Raw genomic sequence first — 26,828 nt, 5'->3', positions numbered from 1 at the left:
TGATGGCCAGTGTGCACGTGGCGGGGCACCGCCGCGGCGATCCGGCGCGATGGCCGGCGCGACCCGATGCCGTCGCCAAGCTATCTCAAAATCAGATGGATGTGGTGAAAAAAATGCGTTGGAAAGATCGCTGCCATCGCCACAGACTGCGCTCCCTCTCCTCGATCCGGTTCCTGTCCATGGAAACGACCTCGCATTCGCCGATGCGCCGCGGCCTGGTGCTGCTGATGGCCATCGCCACCGGCCTGGCGGTGGCCAGCAACTACTACGCGCAACCGCTGCTGGAAGTGCTGGCGCAGACCTTCGCCATCGACGTGCGCCACGCCGGCGCGGTGGTCACCACCGCGCAGCTGGCCTATGCCGCCGGCCTGTTGTTGCTGGTGCCGCTGGGCGACCGCTTCGAGCGCCGCAGCCTGATCGTCGGCCTGTACGCGCTCAGCGCGGTCGGTCTGCTGGTCAGTGCGATGGCCCACAGCTTCGCGCTGCTGCTGGTCGGCACGCTGATCACCGGCCTGAGTTCGGTGGCCGCGCAGATCCTGGTGCCGTTCGCCGCGACCCTGGCCGCGCCGCACGAGCGCGGCCGGGTCATCGGCACGGTGATGAGCGGCCTGCTGCTGGGCATCCTGCTGGCGCGCACGGTGTCCGGCCTGCTGGCCGGGGTCGGCGGCTGGCATACCGTGTACTGGGCGGCGGCGGCGCTGATCCTGCTGGTGTCGGGGCTGCTGTGGCGCGGCCTGCCGCGGCACCCGGGCAATCCGCAGCTGTCCTATCCGCACCTGATCGGCTCGGTGCTGGCGCTGTTGCGCGACGAACCGGTGCTGCGCGCGCGGGCGGTGCTGGGCGGGCTGATCTTCGCCGGCTTCAGCATGTTCTGGACCACGCTGGCATTCCTGCTGTCCGGCCCGGACTACCGCTACGGCACCGCGACCATCGGCCTGTTCGGGCTGATCGGCGCGGCCGGCGCGTTCGCCGCCAACCTCTCCGGCAAGCTGTCCGACCGCGGCGCCGGCCACTGGGTCGGCTGGGGCGGCCTGGCGATGCTGTTGCTGTCGTGGCTGCTGCTGCTCGGCGCGCCGCACTCGCTGTGGCTGCTGCTGGCCGGCGTGCTGCTGCTGGACGTGGCGGTGCAGGGCGTGCACATCGGCAACCAGAGCGTGATCTACCAACTGAATCCGGCCGCGCGCAACCGCATCACCTCGGCCTACGTCACCTGCTACTTCATCGGCGGCGCGGTCGGCTCCAGCCTCGGCACGGCGGCCTATGCCTACGCCGGCTGGCGCGGGGTGGCGCTCGGCGGCGCGGCGCTGGCGGTAGCGGCGCTGCTGTGGATGGGGATCAGCGTGCGGCCGGGGCAGCATGCGCCGACGCCGGCGGCGCCGGCGCGGCGCTGACCGCCTGCGCGGCGGCGCGCAGCTTGGGCAGCAGGCGCAGGGTCAGCGCGAGCTGGTTGCGCACCAGCCGGCGCTTGGCCTCGTCGATGCCGTCCTCGCGTTCCAGCGCCTCGGCCAGCGCGATCTCGGCCGGCTCGTCGGCGGCCGGCAGCGGGCGCCGTTCGCTGAGCGCGTCGGCCAGCGCGCCCAGCGCCTGGGTCAGATACTCGCCGGCGCGGGCGATGTCCGGATCGGTCTCGCCGGCCAGCGCGGCGCGGTGCGCGCCCAGCGCCGACAGGTAGCCGAGCAAGGTGTTGGACAGGGCCAGGAAGCGGAACCCGGCATCCAGGTTGCGGCGATAGCGGCCGGGCTCGCGCAGCATGTTCGACAGCGCCACCGACAGCGCGGCGTCGGCGTTGTGCATGTCGCGGCGGGCGATGCGGTAGGGCAGGTCGTCGCGCATGCCGCTGCGGTACTGTTCCAGCACCTGCGCCAGGTAGCGCGCGCTGCTGGACAGCACCATCGCCAGCACCTGGTTGAGGCGCCGGCCCTGCCAGTCCGGCAGGATCAGGAACGAGGCGGCGGCGGCGATCGCGCAGCCGATCAGGGTGTCGAGCAGGCGCGGCCAGATCAGCATGAAGCCGTTGCCGATCAGGTTGAAGCAGAACAGCGCCATCACCGTGATCGCCGCGGTGGCGAGCATGTAGCGGTCGGTCCGGGTGACGAAGAACACCAGGGTGCCGAGCAGGGCGAACAGCAGTTGCAGCTCGGTGCTGGGGAACAGTTGCATCAGCGCCCACGCCGCGCCCAGGCCGATCAGGGTGCCGGCGATGCGCTGGGCCAGGCGCAGGCGGGTGGCGCCGTAGTTGGGCCGGCACACGAAGGCGGTGGTCAGCAGGATCCAGTAGCCGTTGCTGGCGTGGATCGACCGCATGATGGCGTAGCCCACCACCAGCGCGATCGCCATGCGCAGGCCGTGCCGGAACAGCACCGAGCCGGGCGTGAGCTGCTGGCCGAGGCGCCGCAGCATCTCGCGCAGGGTGTGCGGCGAGGAGTCGCGCAGGCGGGTGTCGAGGGTGTCGCTGGTGGCGTCCGACTGCGCGGCCTCGGCCAGGCGCCGCTCGATGCTGTGCAGGTTGGTCACCAGCAATTCCAGCGAGCCGAGCAGCCGCGCCTGCCGTGGATCGGCGCGCGCGTGCAGGAAATCCAGCGACTCGCGCAGGTCGGTGGTGGCCTGCTGGGTCTGCTCGCCGTAGTCGAACGGCTGGCGCAGCCGGATCGCCTCGCCCAGCGCCGCGCAGGCCTTGCCCTGCAGGGCCAGCAGGCGCTGGCAGCGGTACAGCACGTCGCTGTGGAAGAACGCGTCGGTCAGCGCCTCGTACGGGTAGTGCGAGGAACTGGCGCGCTCGTGGAAGTCCTGCGCCATGTAGTACAGGCGGAAGTACAGGCCCGACTGCACGCCGGGCCGGCCGGAGCGGCCGAAGCGGCTGATGATCGCGGTCTTGGCCGCGTTCAGCGCCGCCACCACCCGCGCGTTCTGCTCGGCCAGCGCCAGCCGCCGCGCGTGCAGGTCGCTCTGCCGCACCGGCTCGAACAGCGCCGCCTTCAGCCGCAGGTAGCGGCCCAGCTCCAGGTACAGCCGCGACAGCCGCTCGCGCACCGGCCGGTTGGCGAACAGTATCGTCCACAGCACCGACAGCACGCCGTACCAGCTGGCGCCGAGCAGCAACAAGGCCACGCCGTGCCAGGCGCTGCCGCCGACATGGCCGGCCTGGTTGCCGTGGTCCAGGCCGATCATCGCGTAGATCGCCAGCGCCACGGTGGCCTGGGCGATCGAGGCGTAGCGTTCGCCGAGCGCACCGAGCAGGGTCAGGGCGAAGGTGGACAGCGCCAGGCCGGCCGCGAACGGCCACGGGTACGGGAACAGCAGCACCACCGCGGCCGCGGCGGCGGCGAAGCACAGCAGCGACAGCAGCACCGACTTGATCCGGCCCAGCCAGTTGTCGTCGGTCTCGGCGATGGCGCTGGCGATGGTGCCCAGGAAGATCGCCGGCACCGCCTCCAATTGCTGCTGGTGCCAGCACACGCCCATCGCCACCGCCAGGGCGATGAACACGCGCAGGCCGTAGCTGGCCTTTTCGTGGGCCCAAAGGCGGCTGAGGCGGGTTTCGATCGAGGGGGTCGGCACTGCAACACGATAGCGCACCGTCGCTGTATGCGATCCCCCTCCGGAGGGCCCGTCTACGCGAGCGCGCTCAGACTTCCAGGTGTTGCAGGCGAGCGTCCAGCAGCGCCGGGAAGCGCGTGTACCAGGTCTGGTTGAGCGGCGAGGGATGCGGCAGCGGAGACAGCGTCACGCGGCGAGTACGGCGGCCGTCCTCGCTGCGCAGCTCGACCTCGGTCTGCGCCTGGAAGCGGTCCTCGCGTGCCCAGAACGCGTCCAGCGCCGCGCGCACCTCGCGCGGCTGCTCGATGCCGAACCACAGGAAGGCCTCGCGGCCGAGGGTGAGGATGGCCTGGCCGCGCCACTGTTCGAGCAGCAGGCGCCGCATCAGCGGATGGAAGCGCCGCTTCACCGGCATCGACCAGGCCTTGTTGCCTAGCGGCTTGTACGGCACGGTGTTGAGCCAGAAGGCGACGCGGCCGGCCTCGAGCCCGGCGGCGAAATCGGGCATCTCCGTCCCGCCGTGCAGGTGCCGGTACAGCGCCTTGCGCACCAGCTGGCCGCCGCTGCCGACGAAGGGTTCGCCGTGTTCCACCTCGCTGCGGCCCGGGTCGCGGCCGAAGATGCAGATGCGCGCATCGCGGCGGCCGAGGCCGATGATGGGATCGAGCGGATCCTTGCCGTAGGCGGCGTAGACCGCGGTGTCGATGCCGTCGGTCTGCGCGGCGAGCGCGCGGAAGCGGGTGCGGAGGGCAGGGGAGAGAGCCATGGGGCGTGCGCGAATCGGTGGGGATCCAGGCTAGCGCAGCGGCGATGGTGGCCGCGTGCGTGCTTCCACGTGGGATCGGTGTGCTCTTGTGGGAGGGACTTCAGTCCCGACGAGGGAGATTGTCAGCTGGCTTTGGACTTCACTCGTCGCGGCTGAAGCCGCTCCCACAGGGAGTTGGTCGGGCGTCCTTGTGGGAGGGACTTCAGTCCCGACGAGGGAGATTGTCCGCTGGCTTTGGACTTCACTCGTCGCGGCTGAAGCCGCTCCCACAAGGAGTTGGTCGGGCGTCCTTGTGCGAGGGACTTCAGTCTTCACGACGGGTGGTGTCAGCCGGCTTGGGGTTTCACTCGTCGCGGCCGAAGTCGCCTCCACAAGGAGTGGGCAGGGAGTCCTTGTGGGAGGGACTTCAGTCCCGACGAGGGAGATTGTCCGCCGGCTTTGGACTTCACCCGTCGCGGCTGAAGCCGCTCCCACATTGGGTCACGTGCCCCCGTGGTTGTACTGCGCGCAGTGCTGACTGCGAAGGCCGATGCGCACGCCTGCGCCGCCTATGCCCCCTGCTCGCGCGCGATCGCGCGCCAGCCGATGTCGTGGCGGTGGAATTCGCTGGCCCAGTGGATGCGCTCCACGCCGGCGTACGCATGGCGCTGCGCCGCGGCCACGCTGTCGCCCAGCGCCGCCACGCACAGCACGCGGCCGCCGGCGCTGAGCACGCGGCCCTGCGCGTCCAGCGTGGTGCCGGCATGGAACACCTTGGCGTTGGCCGGCACCGCGTCCAGGCCGGTGATCGGCTCGCCGGTCACCGGGGTCTCCGGATACGGCGCGGCGGCCAGCACCACGCCCAGCGAGGGACGCGGATCCCAGTGCGCCTGCGTCGCGTGCAGGCGCTCGTCGAGCGCGGCCTCGAGCAGGTCGAGCAGGTCCGACTGCAGGCGCAGCATCACCGGCTGCGTTTCCGGGTCGCCGAAGCGCACGTTGAACTCGATCACCTTGGGCGCGCCGCTGGCGTCGATCATCAGCCCGGCGTAGAGGAAGCCGGTGAACGGCACGCCGTCGGCGCGCATGCCGCGAACGGTCGGCTCGACCACCTCGCGCATCACCCGCGCGTGCACCTCGGGCGTGACCACCGGCGCCGGCGAGTACGCGCCCATGCCGCCGGTGTTGGGGCCGGTGTCGCCGTCGCCGACGCGCTTGTGGTCCTGGCTGGTGGCCATCGGCAGCGCGCTGTGGCCGTCGACCATGGAGATGAAGCTGGCTTCCTCGCCGTCGAGGAATTCCTCGATCACCACGCGCGCGCCGGCGTCGCCGAAGGCGTTGCCGGAGAGCATGTCGCGCACCGCGGCCTCGGCCTCGTCCAGCGACATCGCCACGATCACGCCCTTGCCGGCGGCCAGGCCGTCGGCCTTGACCACGATCGGCGCGCCCTTGTCGCGGACATAGGCCAACGCCGCCTCGACCTCGGTATGCACGGCGTAGAACGCGGTGGGAATGCCGTGGCGCTGCAGGAAATCCTTGGCGTAGGCCTTGCTGCCTTCCAACTGCGCGGCGGCGGCGCTGGGGCCGAAGATGCGCAGTCCGGCGGCGCGGAAGCGGTCGACCACGCCCAGCACCAGCGGCACTTCCGGGCCGACCACGGTCAGCGCCACGCCTTCGTCCTGGGCCAGCGCCAGCAGCCCGTCGAGGTCGTTCACCTTGACCAGCACGTTGCGGCACTTGGCCTCGCCGGCGGTGCCGGCATTGCCGGGCGCCACCAGCACTTCGTCGACACGCGGGGACTGGGCCAGCTTCCAGGCCAGGGCGTGTTCGCGGCCGCCGGAGCCGATGACGAGGATTTTCATTAAAGATGGTCCCAGTTGATTCGAGGATTCAGTGGGTGGCGCAGGAGATTGCTTGGCAAAAGGCCTTGAAGCTGGGCGAGACACTTCGGGTCGGATCGATGTGAGCACCGATCGAACGAGCTGCACTCAGCTTTGGAAGGCCTTCGTTGAAGTAGCCGTAGCGCTGCATGACCCGCTCAAAAGCTTCCCACGTTCCGCCACGCACAGCATCCGGGCTCCTGTAGGTCTGCTGCTTGTCCACCGTTGGCGCTACACGTGGGAACGCGGCTTTGACTGCCTGCCAGTCTCCGAAGTACCAGGCTTCAAGTTCCTCGATGGCAATCCTTGTGGCCACTTGCCACTGCTGCTTACTGGCGGTTTTTGACTTTAGTCCAGCTTTCGAGCAGATCCGCTCGAGGCTTGTCTTGAGCTGGCGGCAATCATCATCATCCCTGTCTACGAGGACGACGATCCTCCAATCCTCTGGCATGAAAGCGGCATACCCGCGAAGGCGTCCTTCCAGCTTTTTCATGAGGTCATCCTTGCCTTGAAAAGGGTGGACGGCATAGGTCGCTCTGTTAGCAAGCAGACGAGGAAGGCATGCGTGAAGGAAGTTCTCCATGGATGGCTCCTCGACAAGGAGCTCATAGTGAGCTGCATTCATTAGGTCTTTTCCGGCAATGGCCTGGTCGGAGAACCCTGATTGATCAATGGGTCGCCCACGCCGAGCTGCCCCTCCATCCAGAGATGGCCCAAAAGCGCGCCGTGTTTGATGAACTCACGAATTCCAGGTAGGTCGGCGGCACGACGTGCCTGCGTATACCCATTGTCATCGCGCCATAAGACGCGCACCTCTTCTGGGTGCAGTGAGTTGATGAAGAACGGGGAGTGGCTGGTCACAAGTAATTGGGTGCGCGTACTTGCCTTTCTGCATTCTTCCGCCAGTTCTGGCAGCAGCCGGGGATGCAAAAAATTTTCCGGCTCTTCGATGCCGATGAAGGGTGGGGGAGCGGCATCGTAGAGAAGAACTAGGTACGCAAGCATCTTGAGCGTTCCGTCAGAGGCGAACCGTGCCAATACCGGATGGCTGAATGGTGCATCCTTGATCTGAAGTAACAATCGCCCGTCCGGCATGGTTTCGGCTAGAACCCGCTCAACCCGAGGGATGCGCTTTCGAAGGGTCTCGAACATCTCCTCGAGACGTGCCGGATGCTGTTCGGCCATGTACTGGATGACATTGGCGAGATTGTCACCCGTTCTGCTTAGACGATCCTGGGGGCCTGCTTCGGGTTGACCTCGAGTGCTGTCAGCGGAAAGATAGGAAACGTACCAGCCAGTAATGAAGTCGCGCAGCGCAGCGACCCGGGGATGCTCTGCAAATTGTCCGAGCGCATTGACTGCGAGCAGATCCGCGGCTTTCAGTGGCGTGTCGATGCGCTTGTCTTGGTCGTCAGGGCGCTCTCCGCTGGTCGCTCTACCAACCCCCTCCTTGTAGTCAAGAAACCTGAAAGGACGGCCACGCTCATTGCGCCGCCACTGCAGCCATTCTTCGATCACTACGGGAGCGTTGTTGCGTTCATCCACCGCCAGGTGGTAGGTGATCAACGGATAGCCTGGCTCCCGATACTTGATCTCGATGATGATCGGGCCTTCACCTCCCCTGGTCTTGAGCTCGCGTGCACGGCCTCGCTTGTCCCAAGCCCGTCTGAGGCCGAGTTCAAAGCATTCGGCCAGAAACGCGAACACGTCAAACACCGTCGATTTTCCGCTGCCATTGGGGCCCAGCAGTACGGTGAGCGGTGTGATCTCCCGCAGTTCAAGCTCCCGTATCGCCCGAAAGTTCTGGATCTTCAGATATTCGATACGCGCTACGTTCCGCGTGATATTGGAAGCCTTGCTCATTGTTTTCTCTCCGGTGCATCGCAAAGTATCTACTAGTGCCGGAAGTGGCGCACGCCGGTGAACACCATGGCGATGCCGTGCTCGTCGGCCGCGGCGATGACCTCGGCGTCGCGCATCGAACCGCCGGGCTGGATCACCGCCTTGATGCCGGCCGCGGCGGCGGCGTCGATGCCGTCGCGGAACGGGAAGAACGCATCGGAGGCCATCACCGAGCCTTCCACGCTCAGGCCGGCGTCGGTGGCCTTGATGCCGGCGATGCGCGCCGAGTACACCCGGCTCATCTGCCCGGCGCCCACGCCGATGGTGCGATGGTCCTTGGCGTAGACGATGGCGTTGGACTTGACGTACTTGGCCACCTTCCACGCGAACAGCAGGTCGGCGAACTGCGCCTCGGTCGGCGCCAGCCGGGTCACCACCTTCAGCGCATCGCGCGCCACCACGTGGGCGTCGCTGGTCTGCAGCAGGATGCCCGAGCCGACCCGCTTGCTGTCGATCCCGTAGACGCCGTCGCCGGCGGGGATGCGCAGCACGCGCACGTTGGCCTTCTTCTTGGCGTACTCGAGCGCGGCGGCGTCGTAGTCGGGGGCGATCAGCACCTCGACGAACTGGCGGTCCAGGATGACCTTGGCGGTGGCCGCGTCCAGCGTGCGGTTGAAGGCGATGATGCCGCCGAAGGCGCTGGTCGGGTCGGTGGCGTAGGCCAGTTCGTAGGCGTCGCCGCAGCCGGCGCCGACCGCCACGCCGCACGGGTTGGCGTGCTTGACGATGACGCAGGCCGGCGCGTCGAACTGGCGCACGCATTCCCAGGCCGCGTCGCTGTCGGCGATGTTGTTGTAGGACAGCTCCTTGCCCTGCAACTGGGTGAAGGTGGCCAGGGTGCCGGGGGTGGGGAAGAGGTCGCGGTAGAACGCGGCCTGCTGGTGCGGGTTCTCGCCGTAGCGCAGTTCCATCACCTTGACGAAGCTGGAGTTCATCTGCGCCGGGAACGCACTGCGCACCGGCACCGCGGCGTCGCTGGCGGTGACCGCGGACAGGTAGTTGCTGATCGCCGCGTCGTACTGGGCGACGCGGTTGAACGCGGCCACGGCCAGGGCGAAGCGCTTGCCCGCCGACAGCCGGCCGTCGTTGGCCTCCAGCTCGGCCAGCAGATCGGCGTACTGGGCCGGGTCGGTGGCCACGGCCACGCGGGCGAAGTTCTTGGCTGCCGAACGCAGCATCGCCGGGCCGCCGATGTCGATGTTCTCCACCGCGTCGGCGAGCGTGCAGTCGGCCTTCGCGGTGACCGCCTCGAACGGATACAGGTTCAACACCAGCAGGTCGATCGCGGCGATGCCGTGTTCGGCCATCACCGCATCGTCGGTGCCGGCGCGCCCGAGCAGGCCGCCGTGCACCAGCGGGTGCAGGGTCTTGACCCGGCCGTCCATCATTTCCGGGAAGCCGGTCAGTTCGGACACGTCCTTCACCGCCAGCCCGGCCTCGCGCAGGGCCTTGGCGGTGCCGCCGGTGGACAGCAGCTCGACGTTGCGCGCCGCCAGCGCGCGGGCCAGGTCGATCAGGCCGGTCTTGTCGGAAACGGACAGCAGCGCCCGACGCACGGGCAGGAAATCGGAGGACATGGGGCAGGGCGGGGCAGCGGAATGGGCCGCCATTGTAGGCGCTGAGGCCCGCCGACGCCCGGCCGGCACGCGCGCGCGGCACGCAGATCGCGCGTGCTGGGTCCGTTCCCGCCGGGCGTGCCGCGGGGTCGGTGGCCCTTGCGCAGGTGCGGTCCCGCGCCGCAGGCGGTGCCGGGTGGCAGCCTCCGACGTGTCGACCAAGCACATGGGCCGTGCCGCTTCGCGCGCGGTCTTTGGCAATGGCCGGAGTGGGTTGCCGGGCATGGCCGCACGCGCGCTATCGCGCGCGCCGCTGCGGCGATGCATTAGGCTGTCGCCGTCCCGCCCTCGCCGTCAGGATCACGCGCGTGTCGATCTATGCCCTCAAAGGACGTTTCCAGGACTTGCTGCGGCCCGGCGTGCGCGCCCTGCACCAGCTCGGCGTCACCGCCAACCAGGTGACGGTGGTGGCGGCGTTGGTGTCGTTGCTGGTCGCCGCGGCGGTGTACGCGCAAGGCGCGGCGCAGCCGCTGTGGTACGCGCTGCTGCCGCTGTGGATGCTGCTGCGGATGGCCTTGAACGCGGTCGACGGGATGCTGGCGCGCGAGTTCGGCCAGCAATCGCGGCTGGGCGCCTACCTCAACGAACTGTGCGACGTGGTCGCCGATGCGGCGCTGTACCTGAGCCTGCTCGGCGTGGCCGGCGCCAGCGCCGGCGCGCTGTGGCTGATGGCGCTGACCGCGGCGCTGACCGAATATGCCGGCGTGCTGGGGCTGATGGTCGGCGCCAGCCGCCGCTACGATGGGCCGATGGGCAAGAGCGACCGCGCCTTCGTCGTCGGCCTGCTGGGGCTGCTGCTGGCCGGCGGCTGGATCGGGGCGGCGACGGTGAATGGAGTCGCCATCGCCGTGGCGCTATTGTGCGTGGCGACCGTGCTGCGGCGGGTCGCGGCCGGACTACGCGAGGTGGCCGCGCGCAGGTGAGCGCGGCGGCCGGTACGGACGCAGGGAACAGGGATTCACGGCAGACAGGACATCGGCAACGGATGCGGCAGGTCAACGAAAGCGAATTCGCCAGTTTCGACGGCACACGGCTGTTCTATCGGCATTGGCCGGCCACCGCGCCGGCCGCGCCGCCGCGAGCGGTGCTGCTGCTGCATCGCGGCCACGAGCATTCCGGGCGGGTGATGCACCTGGCCGAGGAGCTGGGCCTGGACGAGTGCGCGCTGTTCGCCTGGGATGCGCGCGGCAACGGCCGCTCGCCCGGCGCGCGCGGCGACGCCCCCGGCTTCCCGGCGCTGGTGCGCGACCTGGACCGCTTCGTCGCGCACATCGGCGAGGTCCACGGCATCGCCGTGCAGGACATCGTGGTGGTGGCGCAGAGCGTGGGCGCGGTGATCGCCAGCACTTGGGTGCACGACTACGCGCCGCCGCTGCGCGCGCTGGTGCTGGCCTCGCCGGCGTTCAAGGTCAAGCTGTACGTGCCGTTCGCGCGGCCCGGGCTGGCCTTGCTGCAGAAGCTGCGCGGCAACTTTTTCGTCAACAGCTACGTCAAGCCGCAGTGGCTGACCCACGACCCGGCGCGGGTCGACAGCTATCGCACCGATCCGCTGATCACCCGGCCGATCTCGGTGCGGGTGTTGCTGGGGCTGTACGCGGCGGCCGACCGCGTGGTCGGCGATGCGCAGGCGATCACCGTGCCGGTGCAACTGCTGGTGTCCGGCAGCGATGTCGTGGTGCACCGCGGGCCGCAGGACCGCTTCTACGAGCGCCTGTCCTCGCCGGTGAAGGAGCGCCACCTGCTGCCCGGTTTCTTCCACGACACCCTGGGCGAGCGCGACCGCGCGCCGGCGCTGGCGCAGATCCGCCGCTTCGTGCGCGCGCGCTTCGCCGAAGCGCCGGCGCTGCCCAGCCTGCGTCAGGCGCACCGGCGCGGGCCGACCTTCGAGGAAGCCGAGCGCCTGGCCTGGCCGCCGGAGCGCTACAGCCTGCAGGACCTGCGCTGGCGCGGCGTGCGCGCCGGCCTGCGCCTGGGCGGGCGGCTGTCCGAGGGTATCGCCCTGGGCCTGCAGACCGGCTTCGATTCCGGCAGCACGCTGGACTACATCTACCGCGACCAGGCCGCCGGGCGCGGCCCATTGGGGCGGATGATCGACCGCACCTACCTGGATGCGATCGGCTGGCGCGGCATCCGCGTGCGCCGCCGGCATCTGCACGAACTGCTGGGCCTGGCGATGCAGCGGCTGCGTGGCGCCGGCCTGCCGGTGCGCGCGCTGGACATCGCCGCCGGCCACGGCCGCTACGTGCTGGAGGCGCTGGCCGGCGGCACGCAGCGCGCCGATGCGATCCTGCTGCGCGATTTCAGTCCGTTGAATGTGCAGCAGGGTCAGGCGTTGATCGCTGCGCTCGGCGCCTCCGACATCGCCCGCTTCGAGCACGGCGATGCGTTCGACCGCGACGCGCTGGCCGCGCTGCAGCCGCGGCCGACGCTGGCGGTGGTGTCGGGCCTGTACGAACTGTTCCCGGACAACGACCTGGTGCTGCGCTCGCTGCAGGGCGTGGCCGCGGCAGTGGAACCGGGCGGCTACCTGGCCTACACCGGCCAGCCCTGGCATCCGCAGCTGGAGTTCATCGCCCGCGCACTGACCAGCCACCGCGGCGGCGCGGCCTGGGTGATGCGCCGTCGCACCCAGCAGGAGATGGACGAACTGGTGCGCGCGGCCGGCTTCCGCAAGCTGGAGCAGCGCATCGACGCGTGGGGCATCTTCACCGTGTCGCTGGCGCAGCGGATCGCGCCATGAGCGCGGCGGCCGCGCGGCCGTGGTGGCGTGCGCTGGCCTGGCTGGCGCTGCTGGGGCCGTTCTTCTTCCTCAGCTACGGCCTGGCCAACACCCTGGCCGCACGCCGCGCCGATGTCCCGTCGCTGCCGTTCGCCTGGGAAACGCACATCCCATTCTGGCCGTGGAGCATCGTCCCGTACTGGTCGATCGACCTGTTCTACGTGGCCTCGTTCTTCGTCTGCCGCACGCGTGCCGAACTGGACACGCATGCGCGGCGCCTGCTCACCGCGCAGCTGCTGGCGGTAGGCTGCTTCCTGCTGTGGCCGCTGCGCTTCGGCTTCGAGCGGCCGCCGACCGAGGGCGTGTTCGGTTGGTTGTTCGCGGTGCTGCTCGGTTTCGACAAGCCGTTCAACCAGGCGCCGTCGCTGCACATCGTGCTGCTGGTGGTGCTGTGGGTGCGCTACGCGCGGCACCTGCACGGGCTGGCGCGGCTGGCCCTGCACGGCTGGTTCGCGCTGATCGGGCTGTCGGTGCTGACCACCTACCAGCATCACTTCCTCGATGTGCCCACCGGCCTGGCCGCCGGCTGGTTGTGCGTGTGGCTGTGGCCCGAACGCATCGACCCGCCGTGGCGCGGCGCGGCGCCGGCGCGCGATCCGCGGCGCTGGCGCCTGGCCGCGCTGTACCTGCTCGGCAGCGCGGCCTGCGTGGCCGCCGCACGCGCGCTCGGTGGCGCCGGCTGGTGGCTGCTGTGGCCGGCGCTGTCGCTGCTGCTGGTCGCGCTCAGCTATGCGCTGCTCGGACCGCTTGGCCTGCAGAAGCGCGCCGACGGCCGCCTGAGCCTGGCCGCGCGCTGGCTGTACGCGCCGTACCTGGCCGCCGCCCGGCTCAACGCGCGCGCCTGGACCTGGCGCGACCCGGCGCCGCGCGAGATCGCCGACGGCGTCTGGCTCGGGCGCATGCCCGGCCGCGGCGAGCGTGCGCAGTTTGCCGCGGTAGTCGACGTCAGCGCGGAACTGTCGTTACGCCAGGCGCAGGCACACGACCGCGTGGTGCCGATGCTGGACCTGGTGGCGCCGCCGGCTGCGGCCTTGCGTGCGGCCGCCGACGCGATCGAAGCGGCGCGCGCGCACGGCCCGGTGCTGGCCTGCTGCGCGCTGGGCTATTCGCGCAGCGCGGCCGCGGTCGCCACCTGGCTGCTGCGCAGCGGCCGTGCCGCCACGCTGGACGACGCGCTTGGGCTGCTGCGGGCGCGCGCGCAGCGGATCGTGCTGGGGCCGGCGCAGCGTGCCGCCATCGCCGCCGCCTGCGCCGCACCGCCGGCGCCGCTGCAGGCGCGGGAGGTGCCGGCATGAGCACGCCGCTGGAACTGCGCGCGATGGCGGCGGTGCTGCGCCAGGGCGCGCCGCTGGATCGGCTGTCGCAGCTGCTGCTCGCGGTGACGGTGGCGCTGGCCGCATGGTTTGCCGGCGGTGGCGCAGTGCTCGCCGCCGCCTGCTGTGGCGTCGCCGTGTTGGCCGGCCTGCTGCAGCGTTATTGGGCGGCGCGGGCCGGCCTGGACGTGGCATTGCTCGAGGCGGTCCTGGCCGAACCGGACCTGCAGCGCGCCGGCGCCGACCTGGACGCGGCGCTGCAGCGGTTGGGCCTGCTGCACACGCTGCCGCCGCCGCGCGACTGGCTGGCGCGCTGGCAGGGGATGCGCCGTGTGTTGCGGCGGCAGGTGGGCTGTTTCGCCATGCAGGTGCTGGCGTTGGTGCTGGCGCTGTGCACGGGATGGTTTGGATAGGAGGCTGGCGCGATGACCGATGAACCTGCATCGACGTTGCGGTCGGAAGTCGACGCGGCCCGACAGGCGCTGTGGCAGCGCCTGCAGGCCTACCGCTTCGGCGAGGACGAGGCGGCGTTGCCGATGTTCGTGCGCCGCGTGGCCAAGGAGGCCAACGTGTCGCAGGCGCTGGCCGCGCACGCGGTCGAGGAATACCGGCGCTTCTGCTTCCTGGCCTGTGTAGCCGGCGAAGAGGTGACGCCCAGCGCCCTGGTCGACCAGGTCTGGCACACCCACCTCACCGACACTCGCGAGTACTGGCAGCGGTTCTGTCCGCAGGTGCTGCGGATCACCCTGCACCATCAACCCGGGCGCGGCGATCCGGCCGATGCTGCGCGCTTCCAGGCGCAATACCGCGCCACGCTGGGGCACTACTGGCACCACTTCGGCGAGCCGCCTGTGGCGTGTTGGCCGGCCCCGGCGGGCGCGCCTACCACGCCGGCACGGCGGCAGGCCGGCACGCGCCGTGTTGTCCCCGCGCGCGCCGGCATCGCCCTTTGGGGTTGGCTGCTGGGCGTGGTGGTGCTGTTCGCGGTGCTATGGCATGGCAACGGCCCGCGCTCGCCGCTGCACTGGCCCGGACCGCCGTTCCTGCTGCTGTTCCTGGCCGGCATCGGCCTGGCCTGGAGCCTGGGGGCACGGCTGCGCCTGATCGTGCGCGGACTGCGCGGCGCGGCGGTCGACGCACCGCTCGACGCAACCGAATTGGCGTATCTGGCCGGTGGCAGCGAGCGCGTCGCCGATCAGCAACTGGCCCTGCTGCTGGCGGCCGGCGCAGTGCGCCTGCAGCCCGACCCGCAGGTGCGCCGCCACGCGCGACTGGAGCACACAGCCGTCGCCGCACCGCCGGCGCTGCAGCGCGCGCTAGCGACCGTGCGTGCGCAGCCGCAGCTGCAGCAGGCGCTGGCCGCATTGCGGCGCGACGCCGCGCCGCTGCGCCGGTCGCTGGTCGCCAGAGGGCTGTGGCTGGGCCATGGGCAGGCGCTGTGCGCGCGCCTGTTCGGCGCCGCGCCGTTGCTGGCGCTGTGGACTCTGGGCCTGCTGAAGCTGCGTATCGGCCTGCAGTTGCAGCGCCCGATCGGGTTCCTGGTGGCGGCGATGGTGGTGGTCACGGTGGTGGCGCTCGGCTTCCTGCTCACGCCGCCGCGGCGCAGCGTCGCCGGCGACGCGCTGTTGGCCGATCGCGATGCGGCTTGGCGCGACGGCGTCGCCGCGCCCTCGCTGGCGCCCGGTTCGCACCTGGCGCTGCCGCTGGCCCTGGCCGGCACCAGCGTGCTGATGACCACGCCCTGGGCCGACTACCACGCCTTGCGTGCGCCGTCGTTCAACGGCCGCGGCGGTAGCACTTCGACCAGCAGTTGCGGTGGCGGTGGCGGCAGCAGCGATGGCGGCGGCAGCAGTTGCGGGGGTGGTGGCTGCGGCGGGTGTGGAGGTGGCGACTGATGGCCGGTTCGACCTGGCAGGCGCGGCGAGCGCAATGGCGTACGCGGCTGGCGCTGGCGTTGCGCGCGCGCGGGGCCACGCCCAACGGCGTGTCCTGGAGCGGCCTGGCGTGCGCGGTGCTGGCCGCGCTGATGTTCGCCCTGGCCTGGCGCGAGCCGCCGGCCAATGCCGCCGCGTTGCTGGTGCTGGCGGCGCTGGCGCTGCAGGCGCGGCTGCTGTGCAACCGCCTGGACGGCTTGATGGCGCAGCAGGCGCAGATGATCGGCCGTGCCGGTGCGGTGTACAACGAGGCGCCGGACCGCTTGTCGGACGTGGCGGTGTGCCTGGGCGTGGGCTACGGCCTGCAGCCGGTGCTGGGCATCGGCGCGGAACTGGGCTGGGCCGCCGCCTTGCTGTGCGTGGGCACCGCCTACGTGCGCATGCTTGGCCTGGCCTGCGCGGTGCGCGAACCGCTGCAGGGACCGATGGCACGCGTGCAGCGCATGCATTGGCTGTCGCTGGCCGCGTTGGCGGCGGCCGCTGCGCTGTTGCTGCAACACGCCGCGCTGGCTCGCATGCTTCTTGCCGTGGCGCTGGCGCTGCTGATCGCTGCTGCCGCCCTCACCATCGTGATCCGTGTGCGCGCCATCGTGCGCGAACTGGAGTGGAAATGATCGCCCGCCTGATCGCCCGCGGCTGCAGCGCCGCGATCCGCCTGCTCACCGGCGCACGTGCGCTGTGGCGCGGCTGCATGCCGTCCAGCGAACGCCGCGTGTACTTCGGCAACCACGCCAGCCACGGCGATTTCGTGCTGATCTGGTCGTCGCTGCCGGCGCCGCTGCGGCGCGAGGTGCGGCCGGTGGCGGCGGCCGACTACTGGCAGCGCGACGCGCTGCGCCGCTACCTGATCCATGCGGTGTTCAACGGCGTGCTGATCGAGCGCGAGGCCGCGCAGCGCACCCGCGATCCGATCGACTGCCTGTGCGAGGCGGTCGACGGCGGCGGTTCGCTGATCCTGTTTCCCGAAGGTACGCGCAATACCCAGGACGGCCTGCTGCCGTTCAAGAGCGGCATCTACCACCTGGCACGGCAGCGTCCGGAACTGGAGTTCGTGCCGGTGTGGATCGACAACCTCAACCGGGTGATGCCCAAGGGCATGTGGCTGCCGCTGCCGCTGTTGTGCACGACCACCTTCGGCGAGCCGCTGCGGCTGCAGGCCGGCGAGGACAAGCAGGCGTTCCTGGACCGCGCACGCGCGGCCTTGCTGGCGCTGGCGCCGGCGCAGACGGAGGCGGCCCGATGAATCCGATCGCACTCAGCGACCATTTGCAGCAATCCTCGCTGCGGCAACAGACGGTGTGGCTGTTCCTCGGTATCGCCACGGTGCTGGTGGTGGCCACCCTGATCGCCGAGACCCTGCGCTGGCGCGCGCGTGGGCGGCCCAGCGCGGTGCTGGACAACCTGGTGGCGCGGATCCGCGCCTGGTGGGTGATGGCCGCGGTGGTGGCGCTGGCCTTCGCCTTCGGTCGGCTCGGCGTGATCGTGCTGTTCGCGCTGGTGTCGCTGTTCGCGCTGCGCGAGTTCATCACCCTCACCCCGACCCGGCGCGGCGACTACTACGCGCTGCTGGCCGCGTTCTACGTGGTGCTGCCGTGGCAGTACTGGCTGGTGTGGAGCGACTGGTACGGCCTGTACACGCTGCTGATCCCGGTCTACGCGTTCCTGGTGCTGCCGATCCTGGCGACCATCGGCGGCGACACCACGCACTACCTGGAGCGCACCGCCAAGGTGCAGTGGGGGCTGATGATCTGCGTGTTCTGCATCTCGCACGTGCCGGCGCTGCTGAACCTGCGCATCCCCGGCTACGAGGACCGCAATCTGCTGCTGTTCGCGTTCCTGGTGATCGTGGTGCAGTCCTCGGACGTGTTGCAGTACGTGTGGGGCAAGCTGCTGGGCCGGCACCTGATCGCGCCGAAGCTGTCGCCGTCCAAGACCGTGGAAGGCTTTGTCGGCGGCATCCTCTCGGCCAGCCTGCTGGGCGCGGCGCTGTGGTGGATCACCCCGTTTTCGCCGCTGCAGGCGTTCGCGCTGGCGCTGGTGGCCAACCTGATGGGCTTCTTCGGCGGCCTGGTGATGTCGGCGATCAAGCGCGACCGCGGCATCAAGGACTGGGGCCATATGATCGAAGGCCACGGCGGCGTGCTCGACCGGCTGGATTCGGTGTGCTTCGCCGCGCCGGTGTTCTTCCACCTGATCCGCTATGGATGGGTGTGATGGGCGCGGATGGGGGAGTCCGGTTTGGGATTTGTTGTGTGTCGCGCGCTGCGCATTTGCGTTTGCGTAGGAGCGGCGTTAGCCGCGAGGCTTTACCGATGGCGCATCGCTGCTGATCGCGCAGCGACAGGGCAAGCACTGCTCCCGCACATGCATCGCTGGTGGCGGGGGCTGGGTGCTGCAATCGCGCTTTTGCCGCGTTCGTGCCGTGCCGGGAATGTTGTGGGAGGGACTTCAGTCCCGACGCTTCAGCCGTGTCGCGTCGGGGCTGAAGCCCCTCCCACAGTGGCGCTTCGCGGCTTTCAGAGACTGGCTTTTCTTTGGAGTGGTTTGTCGCTCGATGCAGGATCGACGGCGCGATGTGAGTTCGCGCGTCGCGGCTGAAGCCGCTCCTACGGGCGTGTGGTCGTGGGGGCGGCCTGCGATGAACACCCGGGGATGCGATTCGCGCTTGCCGCGGTCTCGCCGCGCCGGGAATGTTGTGGGAGGGACTTCAGTCCCGACGCTTCAGACCGTGTCGCGTCGGGGCTGAAGCCCCTCCCACAGTGGCACTCCGCGGCTTTCGGAGACAGGCTCTTCTTCGGAGTGGTTTGTCGCTCGATGCAGGATCGACGGCGCGATGTGAGTTCGCGCGTCGCGGCTGAAGCCGCTCCTACAGCAACGCTACGCGGTCTTCGCGAGCCGGGCTGTCTTGCTGTGTCGGATCGCTTGACAGCGAGGTCATGCAGGACAACATCCCGCATCCCGCATCCCGCATCCCGCATCCCGCATCCCGCATCCCGCATCCCGCATCCCGCATCCCGCATCCCGCATTCCGAATTCCGAATTCCGAATTCCGAATCCCGGCCCCTCAGGCCAGCCCGTATTCCTTGAGCTTCTTGCGCAGGGTGGCGCGGTGGATGCCCAGCAGCGCGGCGGCGCGGCTCTGGTTGCCCTCGCAATGGTTGAGCACTTCCACGAACAACGGGATCTCCATCTCGCGCAGCACGATCTCGTACACGTCGTCGGCGTCGCAGCCGTCGAGGTCGCGCAGGTAGCGGCGGACCGATTGCGCCACGTGTTCGCGCAGTGGCGGCTTCGGCGCGCCGCGACTGGAGTCAGGACGAGTGGTGGCGGCGTTCAAGTTCGAGGGGTCCCGGATGACAGCGGCGCTGGACGGCAGAAGGGCCGGCGCGGGGGGACGAGTCTAGCGCGTGGCCTGCGCCACTGCCATGGCGCCGTGCCCGAACGTAGCGTTCTCAGTGGAAGTCGAAACTGAATGCCGCGGTCTCGGCGGCCGGTTCGCGCACCTGGAACGCGATCTGTGCACTCTGTCCCGGCGCCAGCGTGGCGCTATCCGGACGCGTGCGGCCCAGGTACTCCTGCGGGCGCAGCACGCGGCTGCCGATGGTGCGGCCGTCGGCATCGGCCAGGGACAGTTGCAGCAGCGGCCAGGCCTGCGCCCAGCGCGCGTCGTTGCGGAAGGTCGCCTGCACCTGCAGGGTGCCGGCCTGGCCGGGCAGCGGCCGCACCTCGCGGCTGAGCATGGTGAAGGCGGCCGGCTCGCGCCAGGCCGGCACGCGGCAGCCCAGGACCTGGCAGACCCCGGCCACCCACGGCCGCCAGCGCGGGTCGGCGCCCAGGCGCTGGCGATCGGCGATCAGGATTTGCAGCGCCAGCAGCAGGCCCAGCCCGACCAGCGCGATCCACTGCCAGGGTGCGGCGCGCAGCACCGGGCGGCGTCCGCGCGGGCCGTGCAGGAAGCTCGGTGTCGTGGGAGACGCGGCGGTGGCGACTGCGACGGCGGCCGGGACCGGCGCCGGTGTGGCGTCCACTTCCGCTGTGGGCGGCGCCGGCTCGTCCAGGTCGTCGGACGCGCGCGCGGCGCGCTGCGCCGCGGCGTCGTCCCTGGCCGCCAGCGGACCCGCGTTCGCAGGCGCCGGCGAGACGACCGCTGTGGCGGGGAGCTCGGGCAGCGGCGGCGCGCTCGCCGACGCGTCGGCCTCCTCGGCCGGCTGCGCCGCAGCGTCGCCCTGCGTGGCGGGCGCGTCGGGCTGGCGCAGCAAGGTGGCGAGGCTGGGACGGGGCGGGGTGCGATCGGGCATGCGCGCGGGCGACGACGGCGAGAGCCGTATTCAAGCATGCGCCGACTGGATCTGCAGCGCGCCGCCGGTTGACCCTGGCCGTTGCCAGGACCCGGCGCGCCGCGGAGCACGGCGCGCGCGGGCGCTCAGCGCTGCGGCTTGCGGGTGTCGAGCAGGTCGAGCAGGCCGGCGCGCTGGCGCGGGCTCAGGCTTTCGAAGCGTTCCAGCAGGCGCAGTTGCTGGTCGGTGAACTGGTAGTGGTTGGGCAGCTCGCCGATGGCGGCGGCGTCCACCGCGATCGGTTCGCCGAACACGCGCTCGCCGCGGCCGGTGGCCAGGTACTCGAAGCTCAGCCCGCTGCGGCGGGCCAGGGCGATCAGGTGCTCCACTGCCGGCGCGGTGCCTTCGGCCATTTCCCACTGCGCCACCGCGCTGCGGGTCACGCCCAGGTCCAGCGCCAGGGCCTCCTGGGTCAGGCCGGTGAGCTTGCGCGCTTCGCGCACCCGTTCGTACAGCTTGCTGTTCACGCGCACCTCCGCAAGGGAGGCGAGATATAGCCGCGCCGGCCGCTACGGGTGGTTCGCTGCGCTGTCCATCGGCGAAATGTTAGCGATACTGTCTATATGGCGCTGGCCCTGCCTGCCCCGGCGCGGGCCGCGCGCTGGCCTGGACCGCCGCGCGCCGGCGAAGCCGGCCGCGGCCGCGCTCCGCTTCAGTCGCGGCGCACGCCGTCGATGCGCATCCAGTCGCCGTCCTGCTCGGTGCGCAGTCGGGTGAACCACGGCGCGTAGCGCTGCAGCAGTTCCTGTTCCTGCCCGTGCAGGATGCCGGACAGGGCGATGCGCCCGCCCGGCGCCACGCGCGCGGCCAGGGTCGGCGCAAGCGCGTCCAGCGCCGAGGCGAGGATGTTGGCCACCACCACCGGATAGGTGGCGGCCGGTTCGTCGGCGGGCAGGTACACCGCCAGGCGTTCGCCGACCGCGTTGCGTTCGGCGTTGTCGTGGCTGGCCAGCAGTGCCTGCGGGTCGTTGTCCACGCCCACCGCGGCGGCGGCGCCCAGCTTCAGCGCGGCCAGCGCCAGGATCCCCGAGCCGCAGCCGAAATCGAGCACGCGCGCCTGGGCCAGGGCGCCGTCGGCGGCCAGCGCGTCCAGCCAGCGCAGGCACAGCGCGGTGGTCGGGTGGGTGCCGGAGCCGAACGCCAGGCCCGGGTCCAGGCGCACCACCGCGGCGTCAGCGCCGCTGGCGTCTTCGGGCAGGTCGTGGTTCCACGGCACGATGAAGGTGCGCGCGCCGAAGCGCATCGGCTGGAACTGGTCCAGCCAGGCCCGTTCCCAATCCTGGTCGTCGACCTTGCGGAAGGTGACCTGGGTCCAGTCCAGCCCGGGGTCGAACGCCTCCAGCGCGGCCAGCAGCACCAGCGCGTCCTGTTCCTCGGGGAACAGCGCGCTGAGCACGAGCGTGCCCCACAGCGGGGTCTCGCCCACGCCCGGTTCCAGGATCGCGCGTTCGTTGCTGGTGTCGGCGTCGGCATCGAGCAGGGTCACCGCCAGCGCGCCGACGTCCTCCAGCGCGGTCTCGTAGCGGGGCTGGGTGGCGTCGGTGCAGCGCAGGGTCAGTTCGAGGAACGGCATCGGTCGGTGGGGCAACGAGGGAAGCGCGCATCTTAGACGGGCGGCGGACTTCGCGCTGGAGACCGCCTGGCCGGCGCGCCCGAGGCAGGGCGCGCGCCAGGGCTGGCGGCGACCGAACCGTGACTTGCCGGCGGCGTTCGGCATGCGACCCCACGATGGTTGTGGGCGGCGTCGCGCGGCTGCGGGCCGTTCGCCCTGGGGAGAGCCGGCCATGCGTGTGGCCGTCGTCGTGTCCGGCCGTATCGCTGTGCGGGTGGCGCCGGCGCGGCGGCAGGACCGCCGCGGACCGCGGCCTTGGGCGAGGTGCGGCCGAACTAACCCGAGGCCGGGATGCGGCCGGCCGAAAGGGCGGGCACCACCGCCAGGCGCTGCCCGCTCGGAAAGGAGGGGCGAACCGGGCGGCGCGACGGCCATCGCGCCATGCCGTTCGTCCGTCTCGCCGGTCCGCGCGCCCGCGCACCGGTGCCGCGCGGGGGCAGTTGGCGCATACCGCGGCCGTGGGCTAGGGTAGACTGCCGGCTCGCAGCGGCCGGGCGACAGGGGGTCCGGCTGCGCCTTTGCCCGTTGTCCGGCTCTTTCGCGCATGCCCGTCGTGTCCCGTCCAACCTGGCTGTTGCTGGCGCCCGCCGCGCTGTTGCTGGGCGTGGTCGCCTATCGGGCGCTATCGCTGCCGGCCGCGCCGGCGGTCCCGATGGTGGTCGGCGCCGCGCCTGCGTCCGCCGCGCCGGCGACTGCGCCGGTGGCGGCGTCGATGCCGGCGCCTGCGCGCCTGCGCGGGGAGGCCGACGGCGAACGGGGGGCCGACCTCTACCGCGCCGCGCAGCAGCTGTCGATCGCCGCCGCGCATGGCGACCCCGAGGCCTCCTGGCGGCTCAGCCGCATCTACGACTACTGCGCCGGCTATGCGATGGACCCGGTCGGCTACGGCGCCGACACTCGCGCGATCGCCGATGCACGCCTGCCGACCTCGGCGCAGATGGTGCAGGCGCGCGCCCGCGTCGGCCGCCGCTGCGCCGGGTTCGTGCCCGGCGACGGCCTCACCCGCCAGGCCATCGTCGCCCAGCGCGTGCAGGCCGCACGCGGCGGCAACCTGGCCGCCGAAGCGGCGCTGCTGGCGCTGGGCCAGCCGCTGCACGCCGGCGCCGAGTACAAGCGCGACCTGGTCGCGCGGGTACGCGCCTCCGGCGATCCGGATGCCTATGTGGCGCTGGCGCCGGCGATGGGCCTGGCCGCCAGCGGCGACGACGGCCTGGACGGTCGCGTGGCCGGTACCCAGTTTTCCGAATTGGCCTGGCAGTTGGCCGCCTGCAGGCTGGGATTGGATTGCGGCCCGGATAGCGAGTTGATGACCCGCTATTGCGCCAACGGCGGGATCTGCTCGCGCGATCCCTCCCAGGATTTCAGCAGTTTTGTTTACGACGCCGCGGTGCCGCGGCAAGGCACGGACACGATGAACGACATGGTCAATCGACTGTTGGACAGCAAGGGAGCAGGCTCATGAATTACCGGCGATGGCTGCATGGCGCCAAATTCTGGTTCTGGGTCCTGGCCTTCGTCGCCTACTCGGCGGCGGCGGCGGGCCTGTTGCTGATCGACACCGCCGAACAGCGCTACCGCGGCCTGTCCAAGGTCGAACTGACCACCGCGCACGCCGCGCCGGACCTGCGCCGCGCCGGCGCCGCACAGGTGGCGGCGATCTACCGCGCCAACAGCGGCATGCCGTTCTCCACCCTGGCCCCCGGCAGCACCTTCCAGATCGTCTGGCCGGACGGCTCCACCGAGACGGTGATGATCGTCAGCCCGACCTCGAGCCTGGGCGCGGAGCCGGTGGCGGGGACGCAGCAGGAGAAATAGCCGGGAATGGGGAGTGGGGAATCGGGAATCGCGACAGCGGTTCCCGATTCCTCCTTGCTCTAGGCGACTCAGGCACGCCGACTTGCCGTGCGCCAGGTCTGTAGTACGGGCGTCAGCCGGCGGTCGCTGAGGTGCTGCATCCCCGTGGTCGTGGGCCTTCGTCATCGGACATCGGGAACCGGCACTGCCGATTCCCGTTTCCCCATTCCCCGCTTTCAAACCAACGCGATCGACTTGTTCTTGCGCTCGGCCAGGCGCTTTTCCAGGTAGTGGATGTTCTGGCCGCCGGCCTGGAAGCCCTTGTCGCGCATGATCCGCTGCTGCAGCGGGATGTTGGTCTTGATGCCATCCACCACCATTTCGCTCAGCGCCACCCGCATGCGCGCGATCGCGGTCTCGCGGTCGGGGCCGTGCACGATCAGCTTGCCGATCATCGAGTCGTAGTTCGGCGGTACCTTGTAGCCGCTGTAGATGTGCGTATCCACGCGCACGCCGGGGCCGCCGGGCGGGTGGAAGCCGGTGATCAGGCCCGGGTTGGGCATGAAGGTTTCCGGATCCTCGGCGTTGATGCGGCACTCGATCGCATGGCCGCGCAGGACGATGTCCTTCTGCTTGATGCTGAGCTTGTGCCCGGCGGCGATGCGCAGCTGCTCGCAGACCAGGTCGATGCCGGTGATGCGCTCGGTGACCGGGTGCTCGACCTGGATGCGCGTGTTCATTTCGATGAAGTAGAAGCGCCCGTTCTCGAACAGGAACTCGAAGGTGCCGGCGCCGCGGTAGCCGATGCGGATGCACGCGTCCACGCAGACCTTGCCGATCTCGTTGCGCAGTTCCTCGGTGATGCCCGGCGCCGGCGCTTCCTCCACCACCTTCTGGTGGCGGCGCTGCATCGAACAGTCGCGCTCGCCCAGGTGGATGGCGCCGCCCTGGCCGTCGGCCAGCACCTGGATCTCCACGTGGCGCGGGTTCTCCAGGAACTTCTCCATGTACACCTGGTCGTTGCTGAAGGCGGCCTTGGCCTCGGACTTGGTGGTCTCGATCGCGGCCTTCAGCGCGGCCTCCGAATGCACCACGCGCATGCCGCGGCCGCCGCCGCCGCCGGCGGCCTTGATGATCACCGGGTAGCCGATCTCGCGGGCGATCTTGGTGTTGGCGACGATGTCCTCGCCCAGCGGGCCGCCCGAGCCGGGCACGCACGGCACGCCGGCGGCCTTCATCGCGCGGATCGCCTCGACCTTGTCGCCCATCAGGCGGATGGTGTCGGCCTTGGGCCCGATGAAGATGAAGCCGGACTGCTCCACGCGCTCGGCGAAGTCGGCGTTCTCCGACAGGAAGCCGTAGCCGGGATGGATGGCCTGGGCGTCGGTGACCTCGGCCGCGGCGATCAGCGCCGGGATGTTGAGGTAGCTCTCCGACGAGGGCGCCGGGCCGATGCACACCGACTCGTCGGCCATGGCCACGTGCTTGAGGTTGCGGTCCACGGTGGAATGCACCGCGACCGTGCGGATGCCGAGCGTATGGCACGCGCGCAGGATGCGCAGCGCGATTTCGCCGCGATTGGCGATGACGACTTTATCGAGCATGGGAAGGCCGGGAATTGGGAATGGAGAATCGGGAATGGAGGACGGCGTGCATCGTCAATCTCCGCGCTTGCTCAGGACATTCATCAATGCGGTCAGTTTGGCGAAGATCGTATCGATCAATCCGTCGAGTGCCGCGATGTCGGGGGTGTAGTCGAGCCGGCGCGCGATCTGCAGATGCGTGCTTGCCTCGGACAGCGAGCCACGTGCGATCGACAGGAAGCGCAGGTATTCGGGAGTGGAGCGGCGTGCCGCGCCTTCGGCGATGTTGGCGGGGATGCTGACCGCTGCGCGGCGCAGCTGCGCCGTAAGCCCGAAACGTTCCGTCGCCGGAAACGTCTCGGAGAGGCGGTAGATCATTCCCACCAGATCCATGGAGTCGCGCCAGACGTCGAGCCGCTCGTGTGGCCGCTTTGACGATTCCCCATTCTCCACTCCCGATTCCCGGCGTCTCAGCCAATCACAAACAACGGCTGGTCAAACTCCACCGGCTGGCCGCTTTCGCCCAGGATCGCGACGATGGTGCCGGAGACGTCGGCTTCGATCGGGTTGAACATCTTCATCGCCTCGATGATCGCCAGGGTCTCGCCGGCCTTGACCGCCTGGCCGACGCTGACGAAGGCGGGCTTGTCCGGCGCCGGCGAGGTGTAGAAGGTGCCGACCATCGGCGCGCGCAGCACGTGGCCCTCGGGCAGGGCGTTGCCGGGCTTGGCGCTGCCGCCGGTGGAGGCTTCGGTGGGCGAGTTCATCGGCATCGGCGCGGCCGCCGCCGGCGCGGCCACCGGGGCGGCGGCCACGTACTGCGGCGCGCTGCCGGTCATGCCCTTGGGGGTGCGCGCCAGGCGCACGCTTTCCTCGCCTTCCTTGATCTCGATCTCGGCGAGATTCGATTCTTCCAGCAGGTCGATCAGTTTCTTGATTTTGCGGAGATCCATAACGGCCTCTTGAGGTGACTCGGAAAAAGACCGGGCGCGCGGCCCGGGGACTCAGACGGGGGTGTGCGGCACCGGTCGGGCGCGGCTCATGCGGCAGTTCCCAGCCGGGTCAGCGCCGCATCCATCGCATAGCGGTAGCTGTCGGCGCCGAAACCGCAGACCACGCCGACCGCGTGGTCGCTGAAATAGCTGTGGTGGCGGAACGGCTCGCGGCTGTGCGGGTTGGACAGGTGGATCTCGATGAACGGGATCGCCACCGCCGCCAGCGCGTCGCGCAGCGCCACCGAGGTATGGGTGAAGGCCGCCGGGTTGATCAGGATGAAGGCGGTGCCGTCGGCGCGCGCGGCCTGCACCCGGTCGACCAGCACGTGTTCGGCGTTGGACTGCAGGCTCTCCAGCTGGTGGCCGGCGGCACTGGCCTGGGCCTGCAGCGCCGCGTCGATCTGCGCCATGGTGGCATGGCCGTACACGCCCGGCTCGCGGGTGCCGAGCAGGTTGAGATTGGGGCCATGCAGCAGCAGCAGTCGCGCCATCGGGAACAAAACAGCCGAAAGGGCGGCAGTCTGCGCGAAGCCGGCATTGCTGTCCAGTTCGGCGAAGTTGCGGGTGTTTTAAACAAATGTTTGATTATGTCGCCGGGCTGCGGGGCGTCATGCGGCGCGCGGCGGGCCTCGGCCGCAGGGAGGACGCAGCGCCCGCGGCCTACGGTGATGGCCCATCGTGCGCGGGCCAGGCAAGTCTCGCTGCCGCATGGGTCGGGACGATTGCAGTGCCGGCGCCCGCGCGGCGCCGCCGCCATAAGTGGTATATACCATTTGGAAATCACTGAAATACCAATCGGGAGTG

The 26,828-nt window shown here is 70.3% G+C and carries 25 protein-coding genes; 11 read left to right on the top strand and 14 right to left on the bottom strand.

Annotated elements, in window-relative coordinates; genetic code table 11:
* Positions 1-179 precede the first annotated feature (179 nt).
* Entirely contained in the window at positions 180-1,391 is a 1,212-nt protein-coding gene (locus NKJ47_RS19940) for an MFS transporter (protein ID WP_429002462.1), read from the top strand.
* Here the strand turns inward: NKJ47_RS19940 and yccS are convergent.
* The 6 genes from yccS to purH all read right to left on the bottom strand — a co-directional run bounded on the left by yccS (position 1,336) and on the right by purH (position 9,638).
* Positions 1,336-3,558, bottom strand: a complete 2,223-nt coding sequence (yccS, locus tag NKJ47_RS19935) for a YccS family putative transporter (RefSeq protein ID WP_254459451.1) — start codon at positions 3,556-3,558, stop codon at positions 1,336-1,338. The two genes, NKJ47_RS19940 and yccS, sit on opposite strands and share 56 nt — an antisense overlap.
* A gap of 67 nt (positions 3,559-3,625) precedes the next feature.
* The gene (locus NKJ47_RS19930; protein ID WP_254459450.1) at positions 3,626-4,303 is read right to left on the bottom strand and encodes a uracil-DNA glycosylase family protein; all 678 of its coding nucleotides are present in this window, start codon (positions 4,301-4,303) and stop codon (positions 3,626-3,628) included.
* A 548-nt stretch (positions 4,304-4,851) separates the two neighbouring features.
* Complete coding sequence (purD, locus tag NKJ47_RS19925; protein WP_254459449.1) at positions 4,852-6,141, bottom strand: phosphoribosylamine--glycine ligase; 1,290 nt, start codon at positions 6,139-6,141, stop codon at positions 4,852-4,854.
* Positions 6,142-6,169: 28 nt separating this feature from the next.
* Entirely contained in the window at positions 6,170-6,784 is a 615-nt protein-coding gene (locus NKJ47_RS19920) for a DUF4276 family protein (protein WP_429002461.1), read from the bottom strand.
* Positions 6,784-8,022 (bottom strand): AAA family ATPase, encoded by a 1,239-nt coding sequence (locus NKJ47_RS19915; protein ID WP_254459447.1) that lies wholly within the window; start codon positions 8,020-8,022, stop codon positions 6,784-6,786. Before NKJ47_RS19915 ends, NKJ47_RS19920 begins: the two co-directional genes overlap by 1 nt.
* A 32-nt stretch (positions 8,023-8,054) precedes the next feature.
* The gene (gene purH / locus NKJ47_RS19910; protein WP_254459446.1) at positions 8,055-9,638 is read right to left on the bottom strand and encodes a bifunctional phosphoribosylaminoimidazolecarboxamide formyltransferase/IMP cyclohydrolase; all 1,584 of its coding nucleotides are present in this window, start codon (positions 9,636-9,638) and stop codon (positions 8,055-8,057) included.
* A 347-nt stretch (positions 9,639-9,985) separates the two neighbouring features.
* On the opposite strand from purH, the gene NKJ47_RS19905 reads away from it, so the two are divergent.
* From NKJ47_RS19905 to NKJ47_RS19870, 8 genes are all read left to right on the top strand, one after another.
* The gene (locus NKJ47_RS19905) at positions 9,986-10,600 is read left to right on the top strand and encodes a CDP-alcohol phosphatidyltransferase family protein (protein WP_254459445.1); all 615 of its coding nucleotides are present in this window, start codon (positions 9,986-9,988) and stop codon (positions 10,598-10,600) included.
* 62 nt (positions 10,601-10,662) lie between these two features.
* Complete coding sequence (locus NKJ47_RS19900; protein WP_254459444.1) at positions 10,663-12,417, top strand: bifunctional alpha/beta hydrolase/class I SAM-dependent methyltransferase; 1,755 nt, start codon at positions 10,663-10,665, stop codon at positions 12,415-12,417.
* Positions 12,414-13,751: a phosphatase PAP2/dual specificity phosphatase family protein gene (locus tag NKJ47_RS19895; RefSeq protein WP_254459443.1), complete on the top strand. Its 1,338-nt coding sequence runs from the start codon at positions 12,414-12,416 to the stop codon at positions 13,749-13,751. Before NKJ47_RS19900 ends, NKJ47_RS19895 begins: the two co-directional genes overlap by 4 nt.
* Positions 13,748-14,182: a hypothetical protein gene (locus tag NKJ47_RS19890; RefSeq protein WP_254459442.1), complete on the top strand. Its 435-nt coding sequence runs from the start codon at positions 13,748-13,750 to the stop codon at positions 14,180-14,182. The genes NKJ47_RS19895 and NKJ47_RS19890 overlap by 4 nt, the downstream gene beginning before the upstream one ends.
* Positions 14,183-14,194: 12 nt before the next feature.
* Positions 14,195-15,664 (top strand): TIGR04222 domain-containing membrane protein, encoded by a 1,470-nt coding sequence (locus NKJ47_RS19885; RefSeq protein ID WP_254459441.1) that lies wholly within the window; start codon positions 14,195-14,197, stop codon positions 15,662-15,664.
* A complete protein-coding gene (locus tag NKJ47_RS19880; RefSeq protein WP_254459440.1) occupies positions 15,664-16,317 on the top strand; it encodes a CDP-alcohol phosphatidyltransferase family protein in 654 nt (217 codons plus the stop codon). Before NKJ47_RS19885 ends, NKJ47_RS19880 begins: the two co-directional genes overlap by 1 nt.
* A complete protein-coding gene (locus NKJ47_RS19875) occupies positions 16,314-16,946 on the top strand; it encodes a lysophospholipid acyltransferase family protein (RefSeq protein WP_254459439.1) in 633 nt (210 codons plus the stop codon). The genes NKJ47_RS19880 and NKJ47_RS19875 overlap by 4 nt, the downstream gene beginning before the upstream one ends.
* Positions 16,943-17,917: a phosphatidate cytidylyltransferase gene (locus NKJ47_RS19870; protein ID WP_254459438.1), complete on the top strand. Its 975-nt coding sequence runs from the start codon at positions 16,943-16,945 to the stop codon at positions 17,915-17,917. Before NKJ47_RS19875 ends, NKJ47_RS19870 begins: the two co-directional genes overlap by 4 nt.
* Positions 17,918-18,767: 850 nt before the next feature.
* Here NKJ47_RS19870 and fis read toward each other — a convergent pair.
* From fis to prmA, 4 genes are all read right to left on the bottom strand, one after another.
* Positions 18,768-19,040: a DNA-binding transcriptional regulator Fis gene (gene fis / locus NKJ47_RS19865; protein ID WP_010343856.1), complete on the bottom strand. Its 273-nt coding sequence runs from the start codon at positions 19,038-19,040 to the stop codon at positions 18,768-18,770.
* Positions 19,041-19,155: 115 nt separating this feature from the next.
* Positions 19,156-20,001, bottom strand: a complete 846-nt coding sequence (locus tag NKJ47_RS19860; protein ID WP_254459437.1) for a DUF3426 domain-containing protein — start codon at positions 19,999-20,001, stop codon at positions 19,156-19,158.
* 125 nt (positions 20,002-20,126) lie between these two features.
* Positions 20,127-20,507: a helix-turn-helix transcriptional regulator gene (locus tag NKJ47_RS19855; RefSeq protein ID WP_254459436.1), complete on the bottom strand. Its 381-nt coding sequence runs from the start codon at positions 20,505-20,507 to the stop codon at positions 20,127-20,129.
* Between the two features lie 185 nt (positions 20,508-20,692).
* Entirely contained in the window at positions 20,693-21,613 is a 921-nt protein-coding gene (gene prmA, locus NKJ47_RS19850; RefSeq protein WP_254459435.1) for a 50S ribosomal protein L11 methyltransferase, read from the bottom strand.
* 583 nt (positions 21,614-22,196) lie between these two features.
* On the opposite strand from prmA, the gene NKJ47_RS19845 reads away from it, so the two are divergent.
* Entirely contained in the window at positions 22,197-23,114 is a 918-nt protein-coding gene (locus NKJ47_RS19845) for a hypothetical protein (RefSeq protein ID WP_254459434.1), read from the top strand.
* On the top strand, positions 23,111-23,467 hold the full coding sequence (locus NKJ47_RS19840) for a hypothetical protein (protein WP_254459433.1): 357 nt from the start codon (positions 23,111-23,113) through the stop codon (positions 23,465-23,467). Before NKJ47_RS19845 ends, NKJ47_RS19840 begins: the two co-directional genes overlap by 4 nt.
* 215 nt (positions 23,468-23,682) lie before the next feature.
* Here the strand turns inward: NKJ47_RS19840 and accC are convergent, their stop codons facing one another.
* The 4 genes from accC to aroQ all read right to left on the bottom strand — a co-directional run bounded on the left by accC (position 23,683) and on the right by aroQ (position 26,515).
* Positions 23,683-25,050 (bottom strand): acetyl-CoA carboxylase biotin carboxylase subunit, encoded by a 1,368-nt coding sequence (gene accC, locus NKJ47_RS19835; protein WP_017911501.1) that lies wholly within the window; start codon positions 25,048-25,050, stop codon positions 23,683-23,685.
* Positions 25,051-25,104: 54 nt separating this feature from the next.
* Entirely contained in the window at positions 25,105-25,482 is a 378-nt protein-coding gene (locus NKJ47_RS19830) for a four helix bundle protein (RefSeq protein WP_254459432.1), read from the bottom strand.
* Positions 25,483-25,499: 17 nt separating this feature from the next.
* Positions 25,500-25,982 carry an acetyl-CoA carboxylase biotin carboxyl carrier protein gene (gene accB, locus NKJ47_RS19825; RefSeq protein ID WP_254459431.1) on the bottom strand — a complete coding sequence of 161 codons (483 nt, stop codon included), beginning with the start codon at positions 25,980-25,982 and terminating at the stop codon, positions 25,500-25,502.
* Between the two features lie 86 nt (positions 25,983-26,068).
* Positions 26,069-26,515, bottom strand: coding sequence for a type II 3-dehydroquinate dehydratase (gene aroQ / locus NKJ47_RS19820; protein WP_254459430.1), 447 nt, complete (start codon positions 26,513-26,515; stop codon positions 26,069-26,071).
* Positions 26,516-26,828: the final 313 nt, after the last annotated feature.

The sequence above is a fragment of the Xanthomonas sacchari genome, assembly GCF_024266585.1.
Lineage (GTDB): Bacteria > Pseudomonadota > Gammaproteobacteria > Xanthomonadales > Xanthomonadaceae > Xanthomonas_A > Xanthomonas_A sacchari_C.
This window is presented reverse-complemented; position numbering and strand designations above follow the sequence as displayed.

What these genes read in the sequence shown, in the direction of transcription:
- NKJ47_RS19940 (WP_429002462.1), top strand. Translation starts at nt 180, where the DNA reads ATGGAAACGACCTCGCATTCGCCGATGCGCCGCGGCCTGGTGCTGCTG.
- NKJ47_RS19880 (WP_254459440.1), top strand. Translation starts at nt 15,664, where the DNA reads ATGGCCGGTTCGACCTGGCAGGCGCGGCGAGCGCAATGGCGTACGCGG.
- aroQ (WP_254459430.1), bottom strand. Translation starts at nt 26,515, where the DNA reads ATGGCGCGACTGCTGCTGCTGCATGGCCCCAATCTCAACCTGCTCGGC.
- purD (WP_254459449.1), bottom strand. Translation starts at nt 6,141, where the DNA reads ATGAAAATCCTCGTCATCGGCTCCGGCGGCCGCGAACACGCCCTGGCC.
- NKJ47_RS19845 (WP_254459434.1), top strand. Translation starts at nt 22,197, where the DNA reads ATGCCCGTCGTGTCCCGTCCAACCTGGCTGTTGCTGGCGCCCGCCGCG.
- prmA (WP_254459435.1), bottom strand. Translation starts at nt 21,613, where the DNA reads ATGCCGTTCCTCGAACTGACCCTGCGCTGCACCGACGCCACCCAGCCC.
- purH (WP_254459446.1), bottom strand. Translation starts at nt 9,638, where the DNA reads ATGTCCTCCGATTTCCTGCCCGTGCGTCGGGCGCTGCTGTCCGTTTCC.
- NKJ47_RS19860 (WP_254459437.1), bottom strand. Translation starts at nt 20,001, where the DNA reads ATGCCCGATCGCACCCCGCCCCGTCCCAGCCTCGCCACCTTGCTGCGC.
- NKJ47_RS19920 (WP_429002461.1), bottom strand. Translation starts at nt 6,784, where the DNA reads ATGAATGCAGCTCACTATGAGCTCCTTGTCGAGGAGCCATCCATGGAG.
- NKJ47_RS19870 (WP_254459438.1), top strand. Translation starts at nt 16,943, where the DNA reads ATGAATCCGATCGCACTCAGCGACCATTTGCAGCAATCCTCGCTGCGG.
- NKJ47_RS19915 (WP_254459447.1), bottom strand. Translation starts at nt 8,022, where the DNA reads ATGAGCAAGGCTTCCAATATCACGCGGAACGTAGCGCGTATCGAATAT.
- NKJ47_RS19900 (WP_254459444.1), top strand. Translation starts at nt 10,663, where the DNA reads ATGCGGCAGGTCAACGAAAGCGAATTCGCCAGTTTCGACGGCACACGG.
- accC (WP_017911501.1), bottom strand. Translation starts at nt 25,050, where the DNA reads ATGCTCGATAAAGTCGTCATCGCCAATCGCGGCGAAATCGCGCTGCGC.
- NKJ47_RS19930 (WP_254459450.1), bottom strand. Translation starts at nt 4,303, where the DNA reads ATGGCTCTCTCCCCTGCCCTCCGCACCCGCTTCCGCGCGCTCGCCGCG.
- NKJ47_RS19890 (WP_254459442.1), top strand. Translation starts at nt 13,748, where the DNA reads ATGAGCACGCCGCTGGAACTGCGCGCGATGGCGGCGGTGCTGCGCCAG.
- NKJ47_RS19875 (WP_254459439.1), top strand. Translation starts at nt 16,314, where the DNA reads ATGATCGCCCGCCTGATCGCCCGCGGCTGCAGCGCCGCGATCCGCCTG.
- accB (WP_254459431.1), bottom strand. Translation starts at nt 25,982, where the DNA reads ATGGATCTCCGCAAAATCAAGAAACTGATCGACCTGCTGGAAGAATCG.
- NKJ47_RS19895 (WP_254459443.1), top strand. Translation starts at nt 12,414, where the DNA reads ATGAGCGCGGCGGCCGCGCGGCCGTGGTGGCGTGCGCTGGCCTGGCTG.
- NKJ47_RS19885 (WP_254459441.1), top strand. Translation starts at nt 14,195, where the DNA reads ATGACCGATGAACCTGCATCGACGTTGCGGTCGGAAGTCGACGCGGCC.
- NKJ47_RS19840 (WP_254459433.1), top strand. Translation starts at nt 23,111, where the DNA reads ATGAATTACCGGCGATGGCTGCATGGCGCCAAATTCTGGTTCTGGGTC.